Origin of the sequence: Amycolatopsis sp. NPDC047767 (genome assembly GCF_040704195.1) — a bacterium.
Lineage (GTDB): Bacteria > Actinomycetota > Actinomycetes > Mycobacteriales > Pseudonocardiaceae > Amycolatopsis.
Genome location: NZ_JBEYSJ010000037.1, coordinates 73,126 through 91,921, shown reverse-complemented (window position 1 = coordinate 91,921; position 18,796 = coordinate 73,126). Strand labels below are relative to the sequence as shown.

Sequence of the window (18,796 nt, the reverse complement as noted above, 5' to 3'; positions counted from 1 at the left end):
AGCAACACCGACCGCACCGCAGCCCTTGCACCCTGGCTCCAGCACTACAACACTCAACGCCGCCACAGCGCACTCGGCGGGCATCCACCCACCAGTCGACTGCCACCAACCTGACGGCCGAATACACCTAGTGCCCGCTGCAGCACGACGTGCGGGCCGCCGCGACGTAATGCGGGTCGTGCCACCAGAAGGCGGCGTTGGCGGGGTGGTCGGGGACCGGCGCGAGCCGCGGGTTGACCGCGGCCGTGGTCGGGACAGAGGTGAACGGCGCCAGCAGGTCGTCCACCGTGTGCTCGCGGCCGGCCACCAGGGTCCGGCGGACGTCGGCCGCGGCGGTGATGTCGGTGAGCGGGTCGGCGCCGAGGACGACGAGGTCGGCGTAGCAGCCGCGGGCGATGCGGCCCAGGGGTTCGCCCAGGACGTCGCCGGCGATGCTCGTGGCGGTGGTCAGCGCTTCGTACGGGGTGAAGCCGTACTCGACCATCGCGCGCAGGTTCATGTGCGTACTCACGGCGGTGTGGTCGATGGGGGAGTCGGTGCCGGTGACGACCCGCCCGCCGCCGCGCAGGATCGCGGCGGCCTGGGTGACCTGGCGGCGCAGGTTGTCGAGCAGCGCGGTCTGGTCGGCGGATTTCGCGGCGGTGACGGAGTTCTGCAGCGAGGTGTACTCCCACGCCGGGTACAGCGTGCGCACGCGGCGGTCGGTCACGAGGCTGGTGTCGTCGCGGAACAGGGCGCTGGCCGCGAACAGCGTGGGCGTACGTGCGGCGCCGCGGCGGACGAAGGGCGCCACCACGTCGTCGTAGCCGGAGCCGAGCAGCGACACCGTGCGCGAGTAGCCGAGGCGGTTGGTGGCGCCCATGTGCTCCATCCCGTCGCCGCCGAACGCGAGCGCCGGGTGGTGGTAGTGCGACGTCACGGGCAGCCGCCGCGCGTGGGCCCAGTCGATCACGCGCCGGTGCATCTCGGGGCTGAGCCGGACGTAGGCCTTCATCAGGTCGTAGTCGAGCTTCTCGGCGCGATCGAGCTCGAGCTCCAGCTGGCGCTCGTCGAACGTCGGGCGCATGAAGTTGTAGTAGATGCGCGAACCGTCGATCGCCTCGCCGGTCGCGAAGTACCGCGGCCCGAGGCGCGCGCCGGACTGGATCGACTCGCGTTCCTCCACCATGTGGTACGCCGGGCTGCCGGGGGAGCGGGTCGTGGTGAAACCGAGCGAAAGCCACAGCCGGCCCTGGCGGTCGCCGTAGCCGTAGCCCTGCATCTGGCGGTGGTTGTGCATGTCGATCATGCCGGGCACGACCACGCCGTCGCGCGCGTCGACGACCGTGCCGTCGAGCCCGCTGCCCGCGCGTTCCACGCTCGTGATCCGGCCGCCGTCCACCACGATGTCCACATCGGACCGCAGTGTGCGTGAGGTGCCGTCCCACATCCGGCCGGCGCGCACCACCACGCGGCCGCGGCTGCGGGCGTTGATCCAGGTCAGGTTCGTCGGCACGGTGCGTGGCTTCCCACCGGACGCCGAGACGAGCCGCAGCCGGCCGTTGCTGAGGTACAGCACCGTGCGCGAGTCGCCGCTCCAGCTCGGCGCGTCGGTGACCTCGTCGGTGACCTGCCGCGGTTTTCCGGCGAAGGTGCCGTCCGCGTGCACGTCCACGACGTAGAGCACGCTGGCCACCACGAACGCCATCCGCCGCCCGTCCGGGGACCACACCGGCCCGTCGTCACCGCGGGTCTGGATCGAGCGGTCCGGCATCGGGTCGACGTAGCGGCCCTCGCCCGTGGCGACGTTCACCAGCAGGATCTTGCTGAGCCCCTCGCGGTAGCGCGCGGAGAACGGCTTCACCGCGGCCAGCGCGATCACCCGGCCGTCGGCCGACCACGTCGGGCGCCCGGGCTCGAACGTCGCGGTGAAGATCTGCCGCACCGCGCCCGACGCGACGTCGACGGTGTGCAGCGCGCCGGTCTGGTCGAGGAACGCGATCTTCGTGCCGTCGGGAGACCAGGTGCCCGAGACGGCGGCGAGGTCGGGCAGGTTCGTCAGCTGCCGGTCCTGCCCGGTTTTCAGATCGCGGATCCACAGGTCGAGCGTGCCGCCGCGGTCGGTCGAGTACGCGAGCCGCGTGCCGTCGGGTGACCACGCGGGATCGCTCTTCCACCAGCCGTCGCCGGTCAACGGACGCGGTGGCCGGCCGAGCTCCATCACCTGGATGTCGTTGAGCGCCCGGAACGCGACACTGCGGCCGTCGGGCGAGAGCACCGGGCTGCCGATGCCGAGCACCGGATTCGCCTTGGCCGAGGTGAAGTCACGCGGCCGCGCGTGGACGGGCCCGCCGGCGACCGTGACCGGAGCGGTGAACGGCACGTCCGTCGCCGCGCCGCCGCCGAGGCTGCGGCGCCGCAGCGCGCCGTCGGCGGTGTAGAGGTACTCGTCGGCGCTCAGCCACGAGACGCGGAACGGGAAGACGTCCTCGCCGGTGAACAGCGGTTTCCCGCCCCGTACCAGCTCGGCGGCGCCGACCGCGACCGGTGGCACCCCGCCGGAGTAGCGCGCGTAGACGAGGTCGCGGCCGTCCGGTGTCCACATCGGACTGTGCAGCACGGTGCCCGGCTCGGTGGCGAACGTGCTGCGGGCGCCGCTCGCGACCGTGACGACGTCGATCCTCGTCCCGGCCGCCACGAACGCGAGCTTGCTCCCGTCCGGTGACCATGCCGGCTCGTACTCCTCGTCGGGCGTGTCGGTGACGAGCGTGGCCCGGCCCGACGCGACGTCCAGCACGTGGATCCCGTAGCTGCCCGGCGCGTCGGACGAGTAGGCGATTTTACTGCCGTCCGGCGAAAAAACGGGCTCGCGGTGGTCGAACGGCCCGCTCGTGAGCCGACGCAGACCGGTGCCGTCGGCCCGGATCGTCCAGAGGTCGAAGCTGCCCTCGCGGTAGGACTGGAACACCAGCGCGGCGCTGTCCGGCGACCACGTCGGCATCGCGATGTCGAACAGATCGCCGGTCAGCCGCCGGGCCGGCCCGCCGTGCGCCGGCACGAGCCACAGGACGCCGAGCAGGTCGAGGGCGACCTGGCGACCGTCCGGGGAGACCTGAGCCGCGATGTTCGTGCCCTGGCGCAGCGCGAGCGGCTGACCCGCCCGGGGCTCGGCCGCCGCCCGTCCGGCGCTCGCGGTGCCGAGGCCCACGGCCCCGACCGCACCTGCCACACCGGTCAGGAATCCCCGCCTGTTGACCGTCACCGAGTCCCACCTCCACCTCGACGCAAGATCGAACCGGACCCTAGTACCGAAGTTGTGCCGTGAGTGAACCCTCGACCACGGAACGACACGAACAGAGCAGTCGTCTTGCCCGGACGGCCCTGGCGACCGGGCCGTCCGGGGTAGTGCCGGACATCGCGGTGGTCAGATCCCGGCCGCGCCGAACGCCGCGTGGAACTCGGCGAGCAGGTCGCTGTACTCCTCGATGTCGCGCGAGATGTTCGGCAGCGTCAGCACGGCTTCCTCGACACCTGCGGCACCCAGCTCGGCGACATCGCCGAGGATCTGCTCGATGCTGCCCTGGTACGGCGCGCGATCGGCCGTCTCGACGCGCACGAACTCGCCGCCCAGCGCGATGATCGCGATGCACCGGATCGCCTGCGGGCCGCGGCCGTGCTCCTCGGCCCGCTTGCGCAGGTCGGTCAGCGTCGAGGCGACCTGGGCGGGCGGCACCATGACCGGGAGCCAGCCGTCGGCGCGGCGGGCGATGCGCTCGAGCGGCTTGCGGGACCAGCCGCCGAGGAACACCGGGATCCGCTCGGCGGGTTTGGGGCCGGTTTCGGCCGGCCACAACGTGTAGCGCTCGTTCTCGAAGGACGCCGGGTCCGGGCCCCAGACCGCGTCGGCCACGTCGAGGAACTCCTCCAGGGCGGCGCCGCGCTCATCCATCGGCCGGGGCGCGGTGGCGGCGAACTCGTCCACGGACCAGCCGGTGCCGAGCCCCGCGATCACCCGCCCGCCGCTGATCGCGCCGATCGCCGCCAGCGAGTTCGCCAGCCGGTAGGGCATGTGCAGCGGCGGCAGCAGCACCGACGCGCCGATCCGGACCCGCGAGGTGACGGTCGCGGCCATCGTCATCGCCACGATCGGGTCGAGCACCTTGCGGTAGACGTCGGGCCACGCGCCGTCGCCGTACTCGGTGAGCCGGTGGATCCCCGTCTGATCCCGCGGGTAGAGCACCCGTTCGGCCACCCACACGCTGTCGTAGCCGAGCTCCTCGGCCTCGCGGGCGCCGCGGACCAGGTCGATGCGGGGGTCGAACTTCCAGTTCTGGGGCAGCGTCACGCCGAGCTTCATCCAGGTCTCCTTGCCGACCATCAATCATTGACTGTTAATCAATGATCAGCGTACGCCGAAACTGATTGAGAGCGAAACCAGCCGATCGCTACAGGTGGGCGAGGGCCTTCGTCACGTCGAGGGCGGGGTCCAGCTCGCGCGCGCCGCGCAGGGCGCCGGCGAGCAGGGCGCAGAACGCCTCCACCAGCGCGTCGAGCTCGAACGGGCGGTCGCTCCGCAGCCAGTCGGCCGTCAGGCCTTCGGCGCCGTCGGCGAACGAGCGCAGCGCCGTGGCCACGGCGGGCCGATCCGGGTCGAGGCCGAGCAGCCCGGCAAGCACCCGCAGGTTCCGGCCGCGGAGGTCGGCGAACGCCTCGTCCCGGCCGACGGCGAGGACCAGGTTCAACGCCAGGTCGGGGTGCGCGGCGAGGAAGGTGACGAACCCGCGAAAGCGGGCCCGGATCCGCTCGGGCACCGCGGCCGGCTGCTCGGCTTCCTCCGCCTCGCGCAGCTGCTCGTAGACCTCGGCCACCGCGGCGACGTATGCGCCCTGCTTGCCCTGGAAATGGTGTGACACCAGCCCGTGGGCCACGCCGGCGGCGCGCGCGATGTCTCCGACGGTCACCTCGGCGTAGGGCCGCCGCGAGAACTCCGCCAGCGCGGCTTCGAGCAGCTTCTGCCGGGTCTGCTCGGCGGCGGCCTGGCGCGCGGTCGGCGGCTTCTCGGGAGTCACGGACCGTCACGGTACTGCAGGCGGCCGGCGGCGGCTTTCGTGGTCACTGCGGGTGCGAGAGAAAATGCGATTCCTTTTCGCGAAAAGAATCGCCGAGAATGGCGAAGATCAGGCTTCGGCGACGGCGAGACCGCTCACGCACAACCCTGCGGTGGCGAATCCGCTCACGACGTGACCGAGAATCCTGCGAAGGCGAAACATGGTCATTTCCTCCCTGTCGATCCCGGCCGGCCATTCGGCCCTTCTCGATCGACGCTAACAGGAAACGCGGGCCACGCCTCGCCTGAAAACGATCTTGCACGCTTTCGTGCCCCCGCCGCCCTTTCCGCTCACGCTCCGTCGTGGGCGAGTGCTTTCGCGGCCGCACCGCGCCGGAGGAGACCCCACGGTTTGAACACCGTCATCACATAGGAGAACAGCAGCAGACTCGGCGCCACGAACACCGGGTACAGCAGATCCGCCGGGCGCGCGGCGGTTTCACCGGCCATCAGCGCCCGGCCGTAATCGGCGGCCGCGTCGATCCCCGGCCGCAGCGCGATCAGGATGAGCACCGCCATCAGCACGTTCACCGCCAGTTTCGCGGCCACCCACCAGTACCGGACCAGGCCGTACTTGCTGCCCAGGCCGAGCACGGCGCCGGTCGCGAGCGTGAGCAGGCATGCGGCGAACATGGGCCACACGGCGAAGAACTCCAGCGCCTGCAACGACGTCGCGGTCACGGCCGGGTCGTCGGTCAGCAGCGCCGTGCACGCGAGGATCCCCAGCGCGAGGTCGAGACCGAACCACGCCGCCCCGGACACGATGTGCCCGACCAGGTACCACTTCCGGGTGCTCGCGCCGAGCCGCCACCCCTGTCCGGTCGCCATGCCGCCTCCTCCGTCGATGGCCCGTGCTGTGCGTCCATCGTCGGGGGAAGGCGGGCGGACGTCGTCCGTCGAGCTGCGGTACTTCGGCGTACTACTGCGTGCGTACGCGGGTGCTGGTCACCGGTCCGGTGGGCTCACGCCGCCGGTGCCTCGATGTCGTCGTAGACGCGGACCGCGCTCAGCAGCCCGTCCGGGCCGCGGTCGAACACGCACACCCCGGCCTGCGGCGGCACGGCGTGCGGGCCCCAGCGCACGCAGTTGTACTCGAGGACGCAGCGCACGCCGTCGTCGGTGACCACGCACGGTTCCAGGTGGATCCCGCCGGCGGCGAACGTCGTCGTGAAGAACTCGCGCAGCGCGTCGGGACCGGTGTGCTGCGCGTGCGTGCCGATGGGTTCGCGCAGGTAGCCGGTGGGGGAGAAGGTGCCGACGATCGCGTCGGCGTCGCCCGCCGCCAGCGCCGCGAGGTAGTGCCCGACGACGTCGCCGAGCGGGGTGTCGGCCGACGCGAGGATCGGCGGCCGCAGGTGCCGGCGCCCGTCGACCGGCCACTGGCTGCAGTAGGTGCGGAAGACCACGGACCGCTCTTTGGCGGACTCGGCGACCACGGCCACCGGCCAGGCCACCTCCTGCCCGTCGCCGCCGAGCCGCGCCAGCAGCTCGACCACGGCACGCCCGCCGACGCGCGTGGTCGCGATCGTCTCCGCGCGGGCGTGCTGGTCGCGCAGCCAGACCTGGTTCACGTGCACGAAGTGCCGCAGTTCCTTGCGGCTGCGGATCTCCCCGGCCCGGGGGTCGAACACCGCGACCTCACCGGGCCAGATCGTCTCGAGCGTGCGCGCGTCGCCGTCGGTCAGCGCCGCGAAGAACTGCCCGACGGGATCTTCGTGCCCCTGGACACGGGTCTGCTTGCGCGCCAGCTCGGCGGCATTCACGAAGTCCGGGAACCACGGCATCTCGACCCACGCTCCTTCTCCCGAGCGGACACCCGGACCCCACCCTGCCCCGTCCGGCGCCGCGGCGACAGTCCCGGAAGGCTGACTTCACCCGGTGTATAACGCCCTACACGGCACGGCACGAGGCGCCCGTCCGGATCAGAGGCCGGTCAACCGCGTCAGACCGGCGAACCCGTCTTCGGTGCCGGGCCAGTGCGCGCGGACGGCGTCGATCCCGGCGCGGCGCACGACACTGCGCAGCACGAGGGTGACAACGATGGCGTCGTCCGCGTAGCCGAGCACCGGGATGAAGTCCGGGATCAGGTCGATCGGCAGCGCGAGGTAGACCAGCAGCAGACCCAGCCGCACCCGCACGCCGCGGGGAAGGTTGCGGTCGCCGGCCAGGCGGTGGATCAGCCGCAGGACGTCGGGAAGCAGGCGCAGCGCCTCGCGCAGCAGGTCGCCGCGCGGGCGGACCACGGCGAGCACGACCACGAGGGCCAGCCACAACAGCAGCAGCCCACCGGCGAGCCCGATCACCAGGTCCCACCAGAACGAGCCGGTCACCGGCCGGGGCCGAGGTTTGTCGTCACGGCCCGATGCTACGGAAGGGCAGTTCAGGAACGTAGCTGCCGGTTCTTTATTCCGTACTGCGCCATCTTCCGGTAGATCGTCGCGCGGCCCATGCCGAGCTCGGCGGCCGCGCGGACGACGGTGGCGCCGGGCTGGGCGAGGCAGCGCACGATCTCGTCGCGTTCCATCGCCTGCAGGCGGCTGAGCCGGTGGCCCGTCGTCGTGAACACCTCCGGCGGGAGGTGGTGCGTGTCGACGGTGTCGGCGCGGGCGGCGGCCTCGGCGACGACGCGCCGGAGCTGCTTGGCGTTCTCGGGCCAGTCGTGGGTCGCCAGGGCGCGGGCGGCGGCCGGGGTGAACGAGACGGCGCGGCCGCGGGCGCGGTGGGCGAAGTGGTGGGCCAGCGGGAGGATGTCGTCGGGCCGCAGGCGCAGGGGCGGGAGCTCGACGACGGTGTCCACGAAGGACAGCAACGGCTTCGGGATCGCGGCGGAATCCGCTGCGGTCAGGACGAAACCGGCCGGGTGACCGGTGAACCGGGCGGCCAGCTCACCGGCGGCCCAGGCGGGCAGGGCGTCGACGCCGGAGACGATCACGCACGTGTCGGCCTTGCCGACCTCCGGGGCCCACATCGCGAGCCACGCGTCCACGTCGTCGGGCGCGGGCGGTCGCGCGTTGAGCACGCGCTCGCGCGGGTACAGCTCACGACGGGCCAGCGCGGCCAGCGCCGTCTTGCCGACGCCCGGCTCGCCGACCACGGCGACGGCGCGGCCGCGGCCCATCGTGTCCATCGCCTCCAGCAGCGCGTGCTGCCACGCGGCGGAAAGCTCCGGTGGGTCGATGCGATCGGCGTACACGCGGAAGACCTCGCCGCGCGGGGCGGGGCGCGGGCGCCGGCCCGAGGCCCGCGCGAGCATGAGCGAGGTGGTGTGCCCGGCGGCCGTCTGCGCCAGCGCGAGCAGCAGCCCCGACGACTGTTCGGACCACGTCGTGAGGTTCACGCTGCCGGCCAGCGCGCCCGTGATCGGGTCGAGCACGGGCACGGCGGCGCACGTGTAGCCGCGCAGGCTGGTGCAGTAGTGCTCGCCCGCGCGAACCAGCGACGGCGTGCGGTCGGCCAGCGCGAGGGCGAGGCCGTTGGTGCCGGCGTTGCTCTCCGCGTAGGAGAACCCCGGCGCGAGGTGCACCCGATCCAGTGACCGGGTCATCCCCGGGTCGCCGCACAGCCGGCTGAGCACCAGGCCTTCGCTGTCGGTGAGCATCAGGCTGATGGGTTCGTCGGCCAGCGTCGCGTGGAGGCCGCGCAGCACCTCGTTGCCGCACTCGAACAGCAGCGACCCCGTGTCGACCGTGGCCGTGAACACGGGTTTCACCTCGTCGTCGGGCACCCCGTAACGCGCGCTGCGCTGCCACGACGCCCGAAGCCTCGGCGTGGTGTCGCCGCGGGGCTCGAGCCCGTCACCGCGTGTCATGCCACCTCCCGGGAGACGCCGCACTGCGTCTCGGCCGATTGTGCGTCCGGCTTGGGTAAGGCTAGGAGACCCAGGGTAGCGCCGCCGCACTCTCGTGTCTCAAATCGAGACAGCAAGGCCCACCCCGACCGGCAATGATCGCCCTAAGTTCCGGTCTTGACGTGCCGATGTGGTCACGAATGCGGAGGAAAGCCCATGTACAGCAAGGACGGCGAGAAGTACTTCATCCTCGACGCGCACGTCGCGCTCTGGGACGCGCGGCCGGAGAACCAGCGCAACATCCACGGCAAACAGTTCATCGACTGCTTCTACGACTACCACCGCAACCTCAGCCCCGAGTCCGAGGTGTGGCCGTACGAGGACTACCTCTACTACGGCGGCGAGAAGCTGATGAAAGACCTGTTCACCGACGGGTACGTGGATCACGCCATCTTCCAGCCCGCGGCCCTGCCCGCCTTCTACAACAACAACTTCGGGCAGACCGACGAGGCGTTCGCGCTGGCGCAGAAGCACCCCGACAAGCTCACCTACAACCACTGCTGGGACCCGCGCTACGGCGAGGACGGCCTCAAGCAGCTGCGGGAGGACGCCAAGCGCTTCAACCTCAAGGGCGCCAAGCTGTACACGGCCGAGTGGTTCGGCGACTCGCGCGGCTGGAAGCTCGACGACAAGTGGAGCTACCGCTACCTGGAGGCCGCGCAGGAGCTGGGGATCAAGAACATCCACATCCACAAGGGCCCGACCATCCGGCCCCTGGACCGCGACGCGTTCGACGTCGCCGACGTGGACAAGGTCGCCACCGACTTCACCGACCTCAACTTCGTGATCGAGCACTGCGGCCTGCCCCGGCTGGAGGACTTCTGCTGGATCGCCACGCAGGAGCCCAACGTGCACGCCGGCCTGGCCGTCGCGATGCCGTTCATCCACACGCGACCGCGCTACTTCGCGCAGATCGTCGGCGAGCTGCTCTACTGGCTCGACGAGAACCGCATCCAGTTCTCCAGCGACTACGCGATCTGGACGCCGAAGTGGCTCGTCGAGAAGTTCGTGGACTTCCAGATCCCCGAGGACATGACGGAGTACGCGCCGCTGACCACGGACATCAAGAAGAAGATCCTGGGCCTCAACGCCGCGGCCATGTACGACATCCCGGTGCCCGAGGAGCTGCAGGTGAAGAACCCGCCGGCGGACGCGAAGGCCGAAGCGGCGGCGGTTGCCTGATGCCCGATCTCGAAGAGCTGGCGCGCAGTGCGCTCGACTCGGTCTACGACCCGGAGCTGGACGAACCCATCACCGATCTGGGGTTCGTGCGGTCCGTGGCCGCGACCGGGGACGAGCTCACCGTGCACCTGCGGCTGCCGACCTCGTTCTGCTCGCCCAATTTCGCGTACCTCATGGCTTCGGACGCGAAGGACGTGCTGACCGCCCTGCCGGGCGAGCGGCGCGTGGTGGTGCAGCTCGACGACCACCACGACTCCGACCTGATCAACCGCGGTCTCGCCGCCGACGCCGGGTACCTCGGCACGTTCGGCTCCGAGGCCGAGAAGGACCTCGACGAGCTGCGGCTCACCTTCCGCCGCAAGGCGCACACGGCCGCCATGGAGCGGGCGCTGACGGGCCTGCTGCGCGCGGACAAGGACCTGAAGGAAGAGGACCTGCACGACGTCACGCTCGGCGGCCTGCCCGCGGGCCGCACGACCGACGCGCTGCTGCGGCGGCGGGCGGCGCTCGGCCTGAGCGTCGAACCGGGTGAACCGGTGCTCGTCGACGAGCACGGCGAGCCCTACCCGCGCGAGGAAGTGCCGCTGCGGCTGCGGTTCGCCCGGTCGATCCGGATCTCGATCGACGGCAACGCGCACTTCTGCCGCGGCCTGCTCCGCACGCGTTACCCCGGGTCGGAGACCGACCAGACGGCCCGGCCGCACGACCCGTCCGTTTCGGCTGTCGCCGGTGAGGAGGCACGAGCTTCGTGAAGGCTGTCCAGGTCGTCGGGTACGACGAGAAGCTGCGCATGACCGACGTTCCCGAACCCGAGGTGACCGGGCCGCACGACGTGCTCGTGCGCATCGGCGGGGCGGGCGTCTGCCGCACCGACCTCCACATTCTCGAGGGGCAGTGGGCGGAGAAGTCCGGTGTCACGCTGCCTTACACGATCGGGCACGAGAACGCGGGCTGGGTGCAGGCCGTGGGCTCCGCCGTCACGAACGTGGCCGAGGGCGACAAGGTGATCGTGCACCCGCTGATCACGTGCGGGCTGTGCCCGGCGTGCCGGCGTGGCGACGACGTGCACTGCGAGAACAGCCAGTTCCCCGGCATCGACACCGCCGGCGGCTACGCACAGGTGCTCAAGACGTCGGCACGCAGCGTGGTCAAGCTCGACGACTCGCTGGAGCCCGCGGACGTCGCGGCGCTGGCCGACGCCGGCCTGACCGCGTACCACGCGGCGGCGAAGGCGTCGCGTCGTCTTCACCCGGGCGACAAGTGCGTGGTGATCGGCGCGGGCGGGCTCGGGCACATCGGCATCCAGGTGCTCAAGGCGATGACCGCGGCCGAGCTGATCGTGGTCGACCGCAACGCCGACGCGGTGAAGCTGGCCGAGTCGATCGGCGCGGACCACGGCGTGGTCGCCGACGGCAACCACGTGGCGGCCGTGCAGGAGCTGACCGGCGGCCACGGCGCGGAGGTCGTGGTCGACTTCGTCGGCGAAGGCGGCGCGACGCGCGACGGCGTGGCGATGCTGCGCCGCGCGGGCGACTACCACGTGGTGGGCTACGGCGAGAACATCAACATCCCGACGATCGACGTGATCTCCACCGAGATCAACTTCATCGGGAACCTCGTCGGCTCCTACACCGACCTGTGCGAGCTGATGGTGCTGGCCGCGCAGGACAAGGTGAAGCTGCACACCACGAAGTACTCGCTCGACAACTTCCAGCAGGCCCTCGACGACCTCGACGGCGGCCGCATCCGCGGGCGGGCGATCCTGGTCCCGTGAGCGCGGCCGTCCACAGCGGACGCGCCCGCGGCGGCGCTAGGCTGCTGAGGGCACGAAGGAGGAACAGATGATCTTCATCACCGTGAAGTGGCAGATCAAGCCGGAGTACGCCGACCGGTGGCCGGAGCTCTCGCGGGAGTTCACCGAGGCCACGCGAGCCGAACCGGGCAACAAGTGGTTCGACTGGTCGCGCAGCCTCGACAACCCGAACGAGTACGTCCTCGTGGAGGCCTTCGCCGACGACGCGGCCGCGGCGCACGTCAACGCGGACCACTTCAAGAAGGCGCAGGCCGACTTCCCGCAGTACCTGCAGAAGACCCCGGACATCATCAACACCACCCTCGACCAGGACACCTGGTCGGAGCTGGGCGAGATGAAGGTCGACTGAGGCACCCGCACACGACGACGGCGGTGCACCCCTGATCGGGTGCGCCGCCGTTTTCGTGCGCGGCCGTCGTAGGCAGGACGGGTGCGCGTCTCGGTGCTCGACACCTCCCCGATCGTGGCGGGGTCCACGGCGGCCGAGGCCCTGCGCCGCACCGTGGACCTCGCGGTGCTCGCCGACGGGCTCGGGTACCACCGCTACTGGGTGCCGGAGCACCACGGCATGCGCGGCGTCGCCGGTTCGGCGCCGGCGGTGGTCGTGGGCCGGCTCGCGGCCGCGACGAGCCGGATCCGCGTGGGCGCCGGCGGGGTGCTGCTGCCGAACCACGCGCCGATCGTGGTGGCCGAGCAGTTCGGGACGCCGGCGGCATTTCACCCGGGCCGCATCGACCTCGGGCTCGGACGGGCGCTCGGCGGTCCCCGCGCGGCCGCCGACGCGGTACGCAGTGACCGCGAACGTGCGGCGAAAAGCTTTGCGGAGCAAGTGAAAGAGCTGCTGGGCTACTTCGCCGGCGAGGGATCCGTTCGCGCGGTCCCCGCGATCGGCAACACGCCGGAGGCCTGGGTGCTCGGGTCGAGCGTGGCCGGCGCGCGGGTGGCCGCCGGGCTCGGGCTGCCCTACGCATTCGCCCACCACCTCAACGCCCGCGACGCGTTCGAAGCACTGCGCGCGTACCGCGAGATCACCGTGCGCCCGACGCTGCTGAGCGTGGCCGTGATCGCGGCGGACACCGACGAGCGCGCGCAGTGGCTCGCGGGACCCGAGCGGCTGAAGATCCTCAGCCGGCACCACGGCCGCCGGATCCTGTTGCCGGACCCGGAAACGGCCGCCGCACACCCGTACACCGACGCCGACCGCGCGGAGCTCGAGGCGCAGTGCGGACACCTCGTGGTGGGCTCACCGCCGACCGTGCGGGAGCGGCTGCAGGGCCTGGTCGACCGGACGGGCCCGCACGAGCTGATGATCACCACGCCCGGGTACGACCACGCGGACCGGCGGCGCTCGTACGAGCTCGTCGCCGACGTCGTGGACCGCCTGCGGCCGGCGCACCGCGACTGAGTCCACTGTGGTCAGACCGGCCGTCGCCGGTGGGCCGTCTCGGAGGGCAGCTCGCCGTAGCGCGCGCGGTACTCCTGCGCGAACCGGCTCAGGTGCGTGAACCCGCAGGAGTGCGCGATCTCGGCCACCGTCCGGTCGGCGCCGAGCAGTGCCCGGTGCGCCCGGCCGAGCCGGATGTCGCGCAGCAGAGCGGTCGGTGTGGTGCCGAGCCGGCGGCGGAAGTGCGCCTGCAGCTGGCGCGGCCCGAGGCCGCTCGCGCGGGCGAGGTCGGCGACGGTCACCGGTTCGGCGTGGTGCTCCTCCAGCCACGCGCGGGCCCGCTCGACCACGTCGGCCGGTTCGTCGGCGGGGCCGTCGAGCAGCTCGGCCGACGATGTGTGCGGCAGGCCGAGCAGGACCGCGGTGAGCAGCTGGTCCTCCAGCGCGCGCAGCACGGCCGGCCCGAGCGGCGCGCGGGCGTCGGCGAGGGCGAGGCAGGCGGTGCGCCACGCGGAGTCGAGCAACGCGGCCGGTCCCGCCGCCGGGGCGTTCGGCGGCAGGAACCGCAGCGCGGTACGCGGCGGGCGGCCCAGCAGGGTGCCGAGGTGCTCCTCGACCCGGGACATCCGCGTGGACAGCACCAGGGCGCCGGCGTGCGGGTCGGGACGCATGACCGTGTGCGCGTCGCCGGCGAGGGCGAAGCCGGACGTGAGCACTTCGCCGGCGACCTCGGGCGCCGAGACCCACATCGGGCCGAGCGGCACGGTGAGCGCGAACCGGTTGCGGGTGGGGAAGGCGTCCACGGTGACCTGGGCGCCGTAGCGGACCACGACCAGGTTCAGCGCGCCGAGCCCCGCCACGGCGACGGTGCCGTCCGGGCGGCCGCGGCGCGGCTCGATCTCGTGCACGACCGTCACGTCCTGTACGCGATCGCGCAGGTCGGTGAGCCGGGTGGAACGCCGGGACGGCGCGAGCAGCGTGCCGTCTCCGGAGCTCGGCGGGAACCCGGTCACCGGCGGCTCCCCTCTCGCGTCCCGTCAGCCGGCAGGGGCCCGGATTCCGCGGGCCTCGAGGCGCGGCAGCACTTCCTGGGCAAAGTAGCCGAGCTCGCCCGCGTAGTCCACGAAAGACAGCGTCATCCCGGCGAACCCGGCCTCGTGGAACGCGGCGATCCCGTCGGCGACCTCGTCGGGCGTGCCGATCAGCGGGCAGCTGCCGTGACCGGCGGCGAACCGCGCGCGGAAGGTCTCCAGCATCTCCGGCGTGAACGACTGCGCGTGCAGGCCCTGCAGCCGCATGAGGTTGTCGACGGCGGCCCAGTCGGCCTGCTCGTCGGCGTAGTAGCGCAGGTACTCCTCGGCTTCGGCGCGCGTCGGGCGGCAGACGACGTGGCCGAGGGTGAACACGCCGACCTGGCGCCCGTGCTCGCGTTCGGCCTCGGCGCGGACGGACCGCACGATCCCGGCGCCGTCCTCCGGCCCGCCGACGATGGTGAACGCGACGTCCGCGTTGCGCGCCGCGAAGCCGCGGCCCTGCTTCGACGAGCCGGCGTTGAGCACCGGCAGCGGCCCGTCGTGCGGCTTCGGCATCCCCTCGACGCCCTCGAGCCTGAAGAACCGGCCTTCGTGGTCGAACCGGCCGTTCTCGGTCCAGATCCGGCGGACGACATCCCACCACTCCTGCGCCAGCGCGTAGCGGGCGTCGTGCTCGGCCGGCAGGTCCGCGCCCAGCGCGCGGTACTCGGGCTCGTTCCAGCCGGCGACGATGTTGATCCCCGCGCGGCCGGACCCGACGAGGTCGGCGGTGGCGAGCTGCTTGGCGACGACCACGGGGTGGTTGAACGCGGTGTGCACGGTGGTGAACACCGTGATCCGCTTGGTGCGGGCGAGCAGCGCCGCCGCGAGCGTGGTCGGGTCGAGCACACCCTCGTGGAAGTTGGTCTCGCCGCCGTAGCCGATCCAGCGCGCGATGGGCAGCAGGAAGTCGATCCCGACCTCGTCGGCCAGCCCGGCCAGGCGCAGGTTGTCCTCCCAGCTGCCCGACCAGCGCTCGGGGATCTTGGTCACGGCCAGCCCGGACGAGCAGTTGGCCGAGAACAGCCCCAGCTTGAACCCTTTGCCGTCGGCGACGGGTTTGACCATGGCCCCTCCTCGGGGTGTGGTGCCGATGTGGTGTGCGGAAGTCTCATCCCGCCGCCGGCCCGCGGCCATCCGGAACGCGAGGGCGATGGCCGGATCGCGCGGCCTCGCCATAGCGTAGTTGTGACGGTCGGCACAGGTGCTATACGCTCGCGGGCGGTCACCGTGGACCCGTTCGCAGGAGGTACGGAATGTACGTCGCGCTTTTCTGGGGCAAGGTCAAGCCGGAGTGGCAGAACGACGAGTACGCCACGATCGGAGCACGCATGTTCGAGCGGGCCTGCGCGATGCCGGGATTCGTCGCCCTGCACAAGCTCGCCGTGCCGGACGGGCGGGAGCTGGCCATCGCGTACTTCGAGACCGAAGAGCACATGCGCGCCTGGTACGACGACCCCGAGCACCGGGCCGTGGAAGCGCTGGGCCACCGGGAAATCCTCGACGACTACACGATCGAGATCCTCCAGCTGACCCGCTCGTACACCAAGGCGACGTCGACTTTCGCGGCCACCGAGGAAGATCACCGCGCCGCCGACGAACTCGTGGACGGACTGCGCGCGAAAGCCTAGCCGCGCCCCGCCTCGCGGGACAGCCGCCGGTGGACCCGGCCGAGCTCAAGAGCGTGATCAAGACCGGGGTGAAGCACGGGCTGCACTTCGAGCGGGGCGAAGTCCACAACGGACTGTGGTGCTGCTCGGTGGCCCTCGAACCCACCCCGGCCGACGAACGGCTCGCCCTCGCGGCGATCTGCCTGACCGAACCGGACGCCGGGCGGGAAAGACGAATCCATCGCGCGCTTCGGCGAGAGGCGTTCACCACGATCGTCGCGCTCACCACGGGCGGGTGAGGCAGACTCGGGACGCCGCTCGGAGAGGAGTGTCATGAGCGTGACCACGGGAGCGCCCGGCGTCGATGGCAGGCTGTTCCGCGAGGCTATGGCGGGCATGTGCGCACCGGTGTCCATCGTGGCGACGCTGCACGACGGGGTGCCGCACGGCACGACGGTCAGCGCGTTCGCGGCGCTGTCGGCCGATCCGCCGCTGGTCAGCGTCGCACTGGACACCGGTTCGCGGCTGCCGGCCCGCGTGCGGCGTCCGGGCCGGCTCGGGATCAACGTGCTCACGCGCGAGCACGCCGGCCTCGCCCTGGCCTTCGCGGGCAAGGGCGACGACGAGTTCGCCGGCGTCGGGTGGCCCCTGGAAGACGGGCTGCCCGGCGCGGGCCGGCCGGCCCGCACCGTGGCCGAGCTCGTGCGCGGTGGCGACCACGTCGTCGTGTTCGCGCAGGTCACGTCGGCGGTGCCGCGGCCGGACGAGCCGCTGACCGACCACAACCGGGCGTTCGGAACGCACCTGCCAAAGCAGGTCGCACGGGAGGAGAAGGCGTGAAGGTCGTCATCAGTGCGGAGCGCCGGCCGACGGTGGTCGAAGCCGGGGAGCTGACCTCGCTGTCGGTCGAGCGAGCCGAGGGGGTCACCGAAGCCGGCGTCGACGCGGCGTTGCGCGGGGCCGCAGCCGGCACCGCGGCCGACGGGCACGCGTGGCTGTCGGTGGCGTGGCTGCGGGGTGCGGGGCCGGATGACGATCCACAGTGGACGCAGGCGTTCGGCAAGATGATCGCCTACGCTGCGAGCAAGGGCTGGACCGATCCGCGGCAGGAGTCGGTGCGGGCCCACCTGGCGTGACGAAGGGAAGCGGATGCCGGACGCGATCGTGATCGGCAGTGGCGTCAACGGCCTGGTCGCGGCGGCCGAGCTGGCCGGCGCCGGCTGGTCGGTGACGCTCGTGGAGCGCAACGACCGGCTCGGCGGGTTCATCGCGAGCGAGGAACGCACGCTGCCGGGCTACGTGCACGACACGTTCTCCTCCTGGCACCCGCTGTTCGTCTCGGGCGGGGCCTACGCGGCGCTGGGGGAGGAGCTGCACCGGCACGGGCTGGTCTACCGCAACGCCGACGGCCCGCTCGTCGCGAGCATCGGCGACGACGGCCACGCCGTGGTCGCGCACCGCGATCCCGAACAGACCGCGGCCGGGTTCGCGCACGCCGAGGACCGCGCGCGGTACCTGAAGGCGTTGCAGGACTTCCTGGACCACGCCGGCCCGGTCGGCGGGCTGATGGGCTCGGAGCTGCGCTCGCCTCTGCTGTTCAAGCACGTCGGCGGGCTCGCCCGTGGCCTCGGCCGCGCGGGCACCGAACGCTGGCTGCGTGACTTCGTGAGCAGCGGCCGTTCGTGGTGCGCGCGGGAGTTCACCGGCTCCGAGGTCGACCACCTGTGGATCCCGTGGCTCCTGCACGCGGGCCTCGCGCCCGACCAGGCTTCGGGCGGTTTCCTCGTGCCCGTGCTGGCCGCCACCATGCACGGGTTCGGCCTGCCCGTGGTCGAGGGCGGGGCCGGGCGGTTCGTCGAGGCGTTCCGCTCGCTGCTCGAAGCCCGGGGCGTGGAGATCCGCACGGGCGCGCCGGTCGAGCGCATCCTCGTCGAGGGCGGACGCGCGGTCGGAGTCGTGGCCGGCGGCGAGACGCTGCGGGCCACGCGGGCGGTCGTCGCGTCGGTGACGCCGACGGCGCTGTACGGCGAGCTGCTGCCGGCCGGGTCCGTGCCCGAGCAGGTCACCGACGAGGCCCGGCGGTTCCGTTACGGCCGCGCGGAGCTGCAGATCCACGTCGCTCTCTCCGCGCCGCCGGACTGGCGTGACGAGCGGCTGCGCGAAATCCCGCTCGTCCACGTCTCCGACGGTTCCGCGAGCACCGGCATCGCCTGCGCCCAGGCGGAAGCAGGCCTGCTGCCGGACCGCCCGACGATCGTGGTCGGCCAGCAGTACCTGCTCGACCCGTCGCGCGTGCCCGCGGGCGCGGGCGCGTTGTGGCTGCAGCTGCAGGAAACGCCGTTCGCCCCGGTCGGCGACGCGGCGGGCGAGCTCGACGTCACCGGCGGCTGGACGTCCCGGCTCGCCACCGCCTACGCCGACCGCGTGCTGGACCGGATCGCGCGGCACGCGCCCGGGCTGCGGGAGAAAGTGCTGGCCGTGGATGTGATCACCCCGCCCGATCTCGAAGCGGCGAACGTCAACGCCGTCGCCGGCGATCCGTACGGCGGCGCCGCCGAAGTCGACCAGAGCTTCCTCTGGCGCCCGCTGCCCAGCGCCGCCCACCACCGCACTCCGGTGCCGGGCCTGTGGCACATCGGCGCGTCGACGCACCCGGGCGCCGGCCTCGGCGGCGGCTCCGGCCACCTCGTCGCCCAGAGCCTCACGAACCCGTCGCGCGCGGAGACGGCGAAGGCCACGCTGACGTCGTGGCTCAGGGGCTCGCGCTCCTGAACAGTGGCCCGTGACGACGGGTGCGACGG

20 protein-coding genes are annotated in these 18,796 nt (G+C 72.1%); 11 read left to right on the top strand and 9 right to left on the bottom strand.

The genetic code is table 11. From position 1 onward, the window contains the following. The coding region (locus AB0878_RS41285) for an integrase core domain-containing protein (RefSeq protein ID WP_366587134.1) at positions 1–114 on the top strand (114 nt) is incomplete at its 5' end. 13 nt (positions 115–127) lie between these two features. Here the strand turns inward: AB0878_RS41285 and AB0878_RS41280 are convergent. The 7 genes from AB0878_RS41280 to AB0878_RS41250 form a co-directional block, all read right to left on the bottom strand. Then, positions 128–3,241 carry an amidohydrolase family protein gene (locus AB0878_RS41280; RefSeq protein WP_366587132.1) on the bottom strand — a complete coding sequence of 1,038 codons (3,114 nt, stop codon included), beginning with the start codon at positions 3,239–3,241 and terminating at the stop codon, positions 128–130. Between the two features lie 162 nt (positions 3,242–3,403). Beyond that, positions 3,404–4,336, bottom strand: coding sequence for a TIGR03619 family F420-dependent LLM class oxidoreductase (locus tag AB0878_RS41275; RefSeq protein ID WP_366587130.1), 933 nt, complete (start codon positions 4,334–4,336; stop codon positions 3,404–3,406). Between the two features lie 88 nt (positions 4,337–4,424). Beyond that, entirely contained in the window at positions 4,425–5,048 is a 624-nt protein-coding gene (locus AB0878_RS41270; RefSeq protein ID WP_366587128.1) for a TetR/AcrR family transcriptional regulator, read from the bottom strand. Positions 5,049–5,377: 329 nt separating this feature from the next. Continuing rightward, on the bottom strand, positions 5,378–5,914 hold the full coding sequence (locus AB0878_RS41265) for a hypothetical protein (protein ID WP_366587126.1): 537 nt from the start codon (positions 5,912–5,914) through the stop codon (positions 5,378–5,380). A 134-nt stretch (positions 5,915–6,048) separates the two neighbouring features. Continuing rightward, positions 6,049–6,870 carry a nuclear transport factor 2 family protein gene (locus AB0878_RS41260; protein WP_366587124.1) on the bottom strand — a complete coding sequence of 274 codons (822 nt, stop codon included), beginning with the start codon at positions 6,868–6,870 and terminating at the stop codon, positions 6,049–6,051. A 138-nt stretch (positions 6,871–7,008) separates the two neighbouring features. Next, complete coding sequence (locus AB0878_RS41255; RefSeq protein WP_366587122.1) at positions 7,009–7,416, bottom strand: YkvA family protein; 408 nt, start codon at positions 7,414–7,416, stop codon at positions 7,009–7,011. A 50-nt stretch (positions 7,417–7,466) separates the two neighbouring features. Next, entirely contained in the window at positions 7,467–8,894 is a 1,428-nt protein-coding gene (locus AB0878_RS41250; RefSeq protein ID WP_366587120.1) for a helix-turn-helix domain-containing protein, read from the bottom strand. 195 nt (positions 8,895–9,089) lie between these two features. Between AB0878_RS41250 and AB0878_RS41245 the strand changes: the two genes are divergently transcribed. The 5 genes from AB0878_RS41245 (at position 9,090) to AB0878_RS41225 (ending at position 13,333) form a co-directional block, all read left to right on the top strand. Further along, positions 9,090–10,115: an amidohydrolase family protein gene (locus AB0878_RS41245; RefSeq protein WP_366587118.1), complete on the top strand. Its 1,026-nt coding sequence runs from the start codon at positions 9,090–9,092 to the stop codon at positions 10,113–10,115. Beyond that, complete coding sequence (locus tag AB0878_RS41240) at positions 10,115–10,867, top strand: iron-sulfur cluster assembly protein (protein WP_366587116.1); 753 nt, start codon at positions 10,115–10,117, stop codon at positions 10,865–10,867. The genes AB0878_RS41245 and AB0878_RS41240 overlap by 1 nt, the downstream gene beginning before the upstream one ends. Next, positions 10,864–11,889: an NAD(P)-dependent alcohol dehydrogenase gene (locus tag AB0878_RS41235; protein WP_366587114.1), complete on the top strand. Its 1,026-nt coding sequence runs from the start codon at positions 10,864–10,866 to the stop codon at positions 11,887–11,889. Before AB0878_RS41240 ends, AB0878_RS41235 begins: the two co-directional genes overlap by 4 nt. Before the next feature lie 67 nt (positions 11,890–11,956). Next, the gene (locus tag AB0878_RS41230; RefSeq protein WP_366587111.1) at positions 11,957–12,277 is read left to right on the top strand and encodes a putative quinol monooxygenase; all 321 of its coding nucleotides are present in this window, start codon (positions 11,957–11,959) and stop codon (positions 12,275–12,277) included. A gap of 81 nt (positions 12,278–12,358) precedes the next feature. After that, positions 12,359–13,333: an LLM class flavin-dependent oxidoreductase gene (locus tag AB0878_RS41225; RefSeq protein ID WP_366587109.1), complete on the top strand. Its 975-nt coding sequence runs from the start codon at positions 12,359–12,361 to the stop codon at positions 13,331–13,333. 11 nt (positions 13,334–13,344) lie between these two features. Here AB0878_RS41225 and AB0878_RS41220 read toward each other — a convergent pair whose 3' ends face one another. Beyond that, complete coding sequence (locus AB0878_RS41220; protein WP_366587106.1) at positions 13,345–14,325, bottom strand: AraC family transcriptional regulator; 981 nt, start codon at positions 14,323–14,325, stop codon at positions 13,345–13,347. Positions 14,326–14,349: 24 nt separating this feature from the next. Continuing rightward, a complete protein-coding gene (locus tag AB0878_RS41215) occupies positions 14,350–15,453 on the bottom strand; it encodes an LLM class flavin-dependent oxidoreductase (protein ID WP_366587103.1) in 1,104 nt (367 codons plus the stop codon). Between the two features lie 188 nt (positions 15,454–15,641). On the opposite strand from AB0878_RS41215, the gene AB0878_RS41210 reads away from it, so the two are divergent. From AB0878_RS41210 to AB0878_RS41190, 5 genes are read left to right on the top strand one after another with little or no spacing between them, the layout of a single operon-like run. Continuing rightward, a complete protein-coding gene (locus tag AB0878_RS41210; protein ID WP_366587101.1) occupies positions 15,642–16,016 on the top strand; it encodes a hypothetical protein in 375 nt (124 codons plus the stop codon). Positions 16,017–16,045: 29 nt separating this feature from the next. Further along, on the top strand, positions 16,046–16,294 hold the full coding sequence (locus AB0878_RS41205; protein WP_366587099.1) for a hypothetical protein: 249 nt from the start codon (positions 16,046–16,048) through the stop codon (positions 16,292–16,294). Between the two features lie 34 nt (positions 16,295–16,328). Then, positions 16,329–16,835, top strand: a complete 507-nt coding sequence (locus tag AB0878_RS41200) for a flavin reductase family protein (protein WP_366587097.1) — start codon at positions 16,329–16,331, stop codon at positions 16,833–16,835. Further along, positions 16,832–17,131, top strand: a complete 300-nt coding sequence (locus tag AB0878_RS41195; protein WP_366587095.1) for a hypothetical protein — start codon at positions 16,832–16,834, stop codon at positions 17,129–17,131. Before AB0878_RS41200 ends, AB0878_RS41195 begins: the two co-directional genes overlap by 4 nt. 13 nt (positions 17,132–17,144) lie before the next feature. Continuing rightward, entirely contained in the window at positions 17,145–18,767 is a 1,623-nt protein-coding gene (locus AB0878_RS41190) for an NAD(P)/FAD-dependent oxidoreductase (protein WP_366587093.1), read from the top strand. The last annotated feature ends 29 nt before the right edge of the window (positions 18,768–18,796 follow it).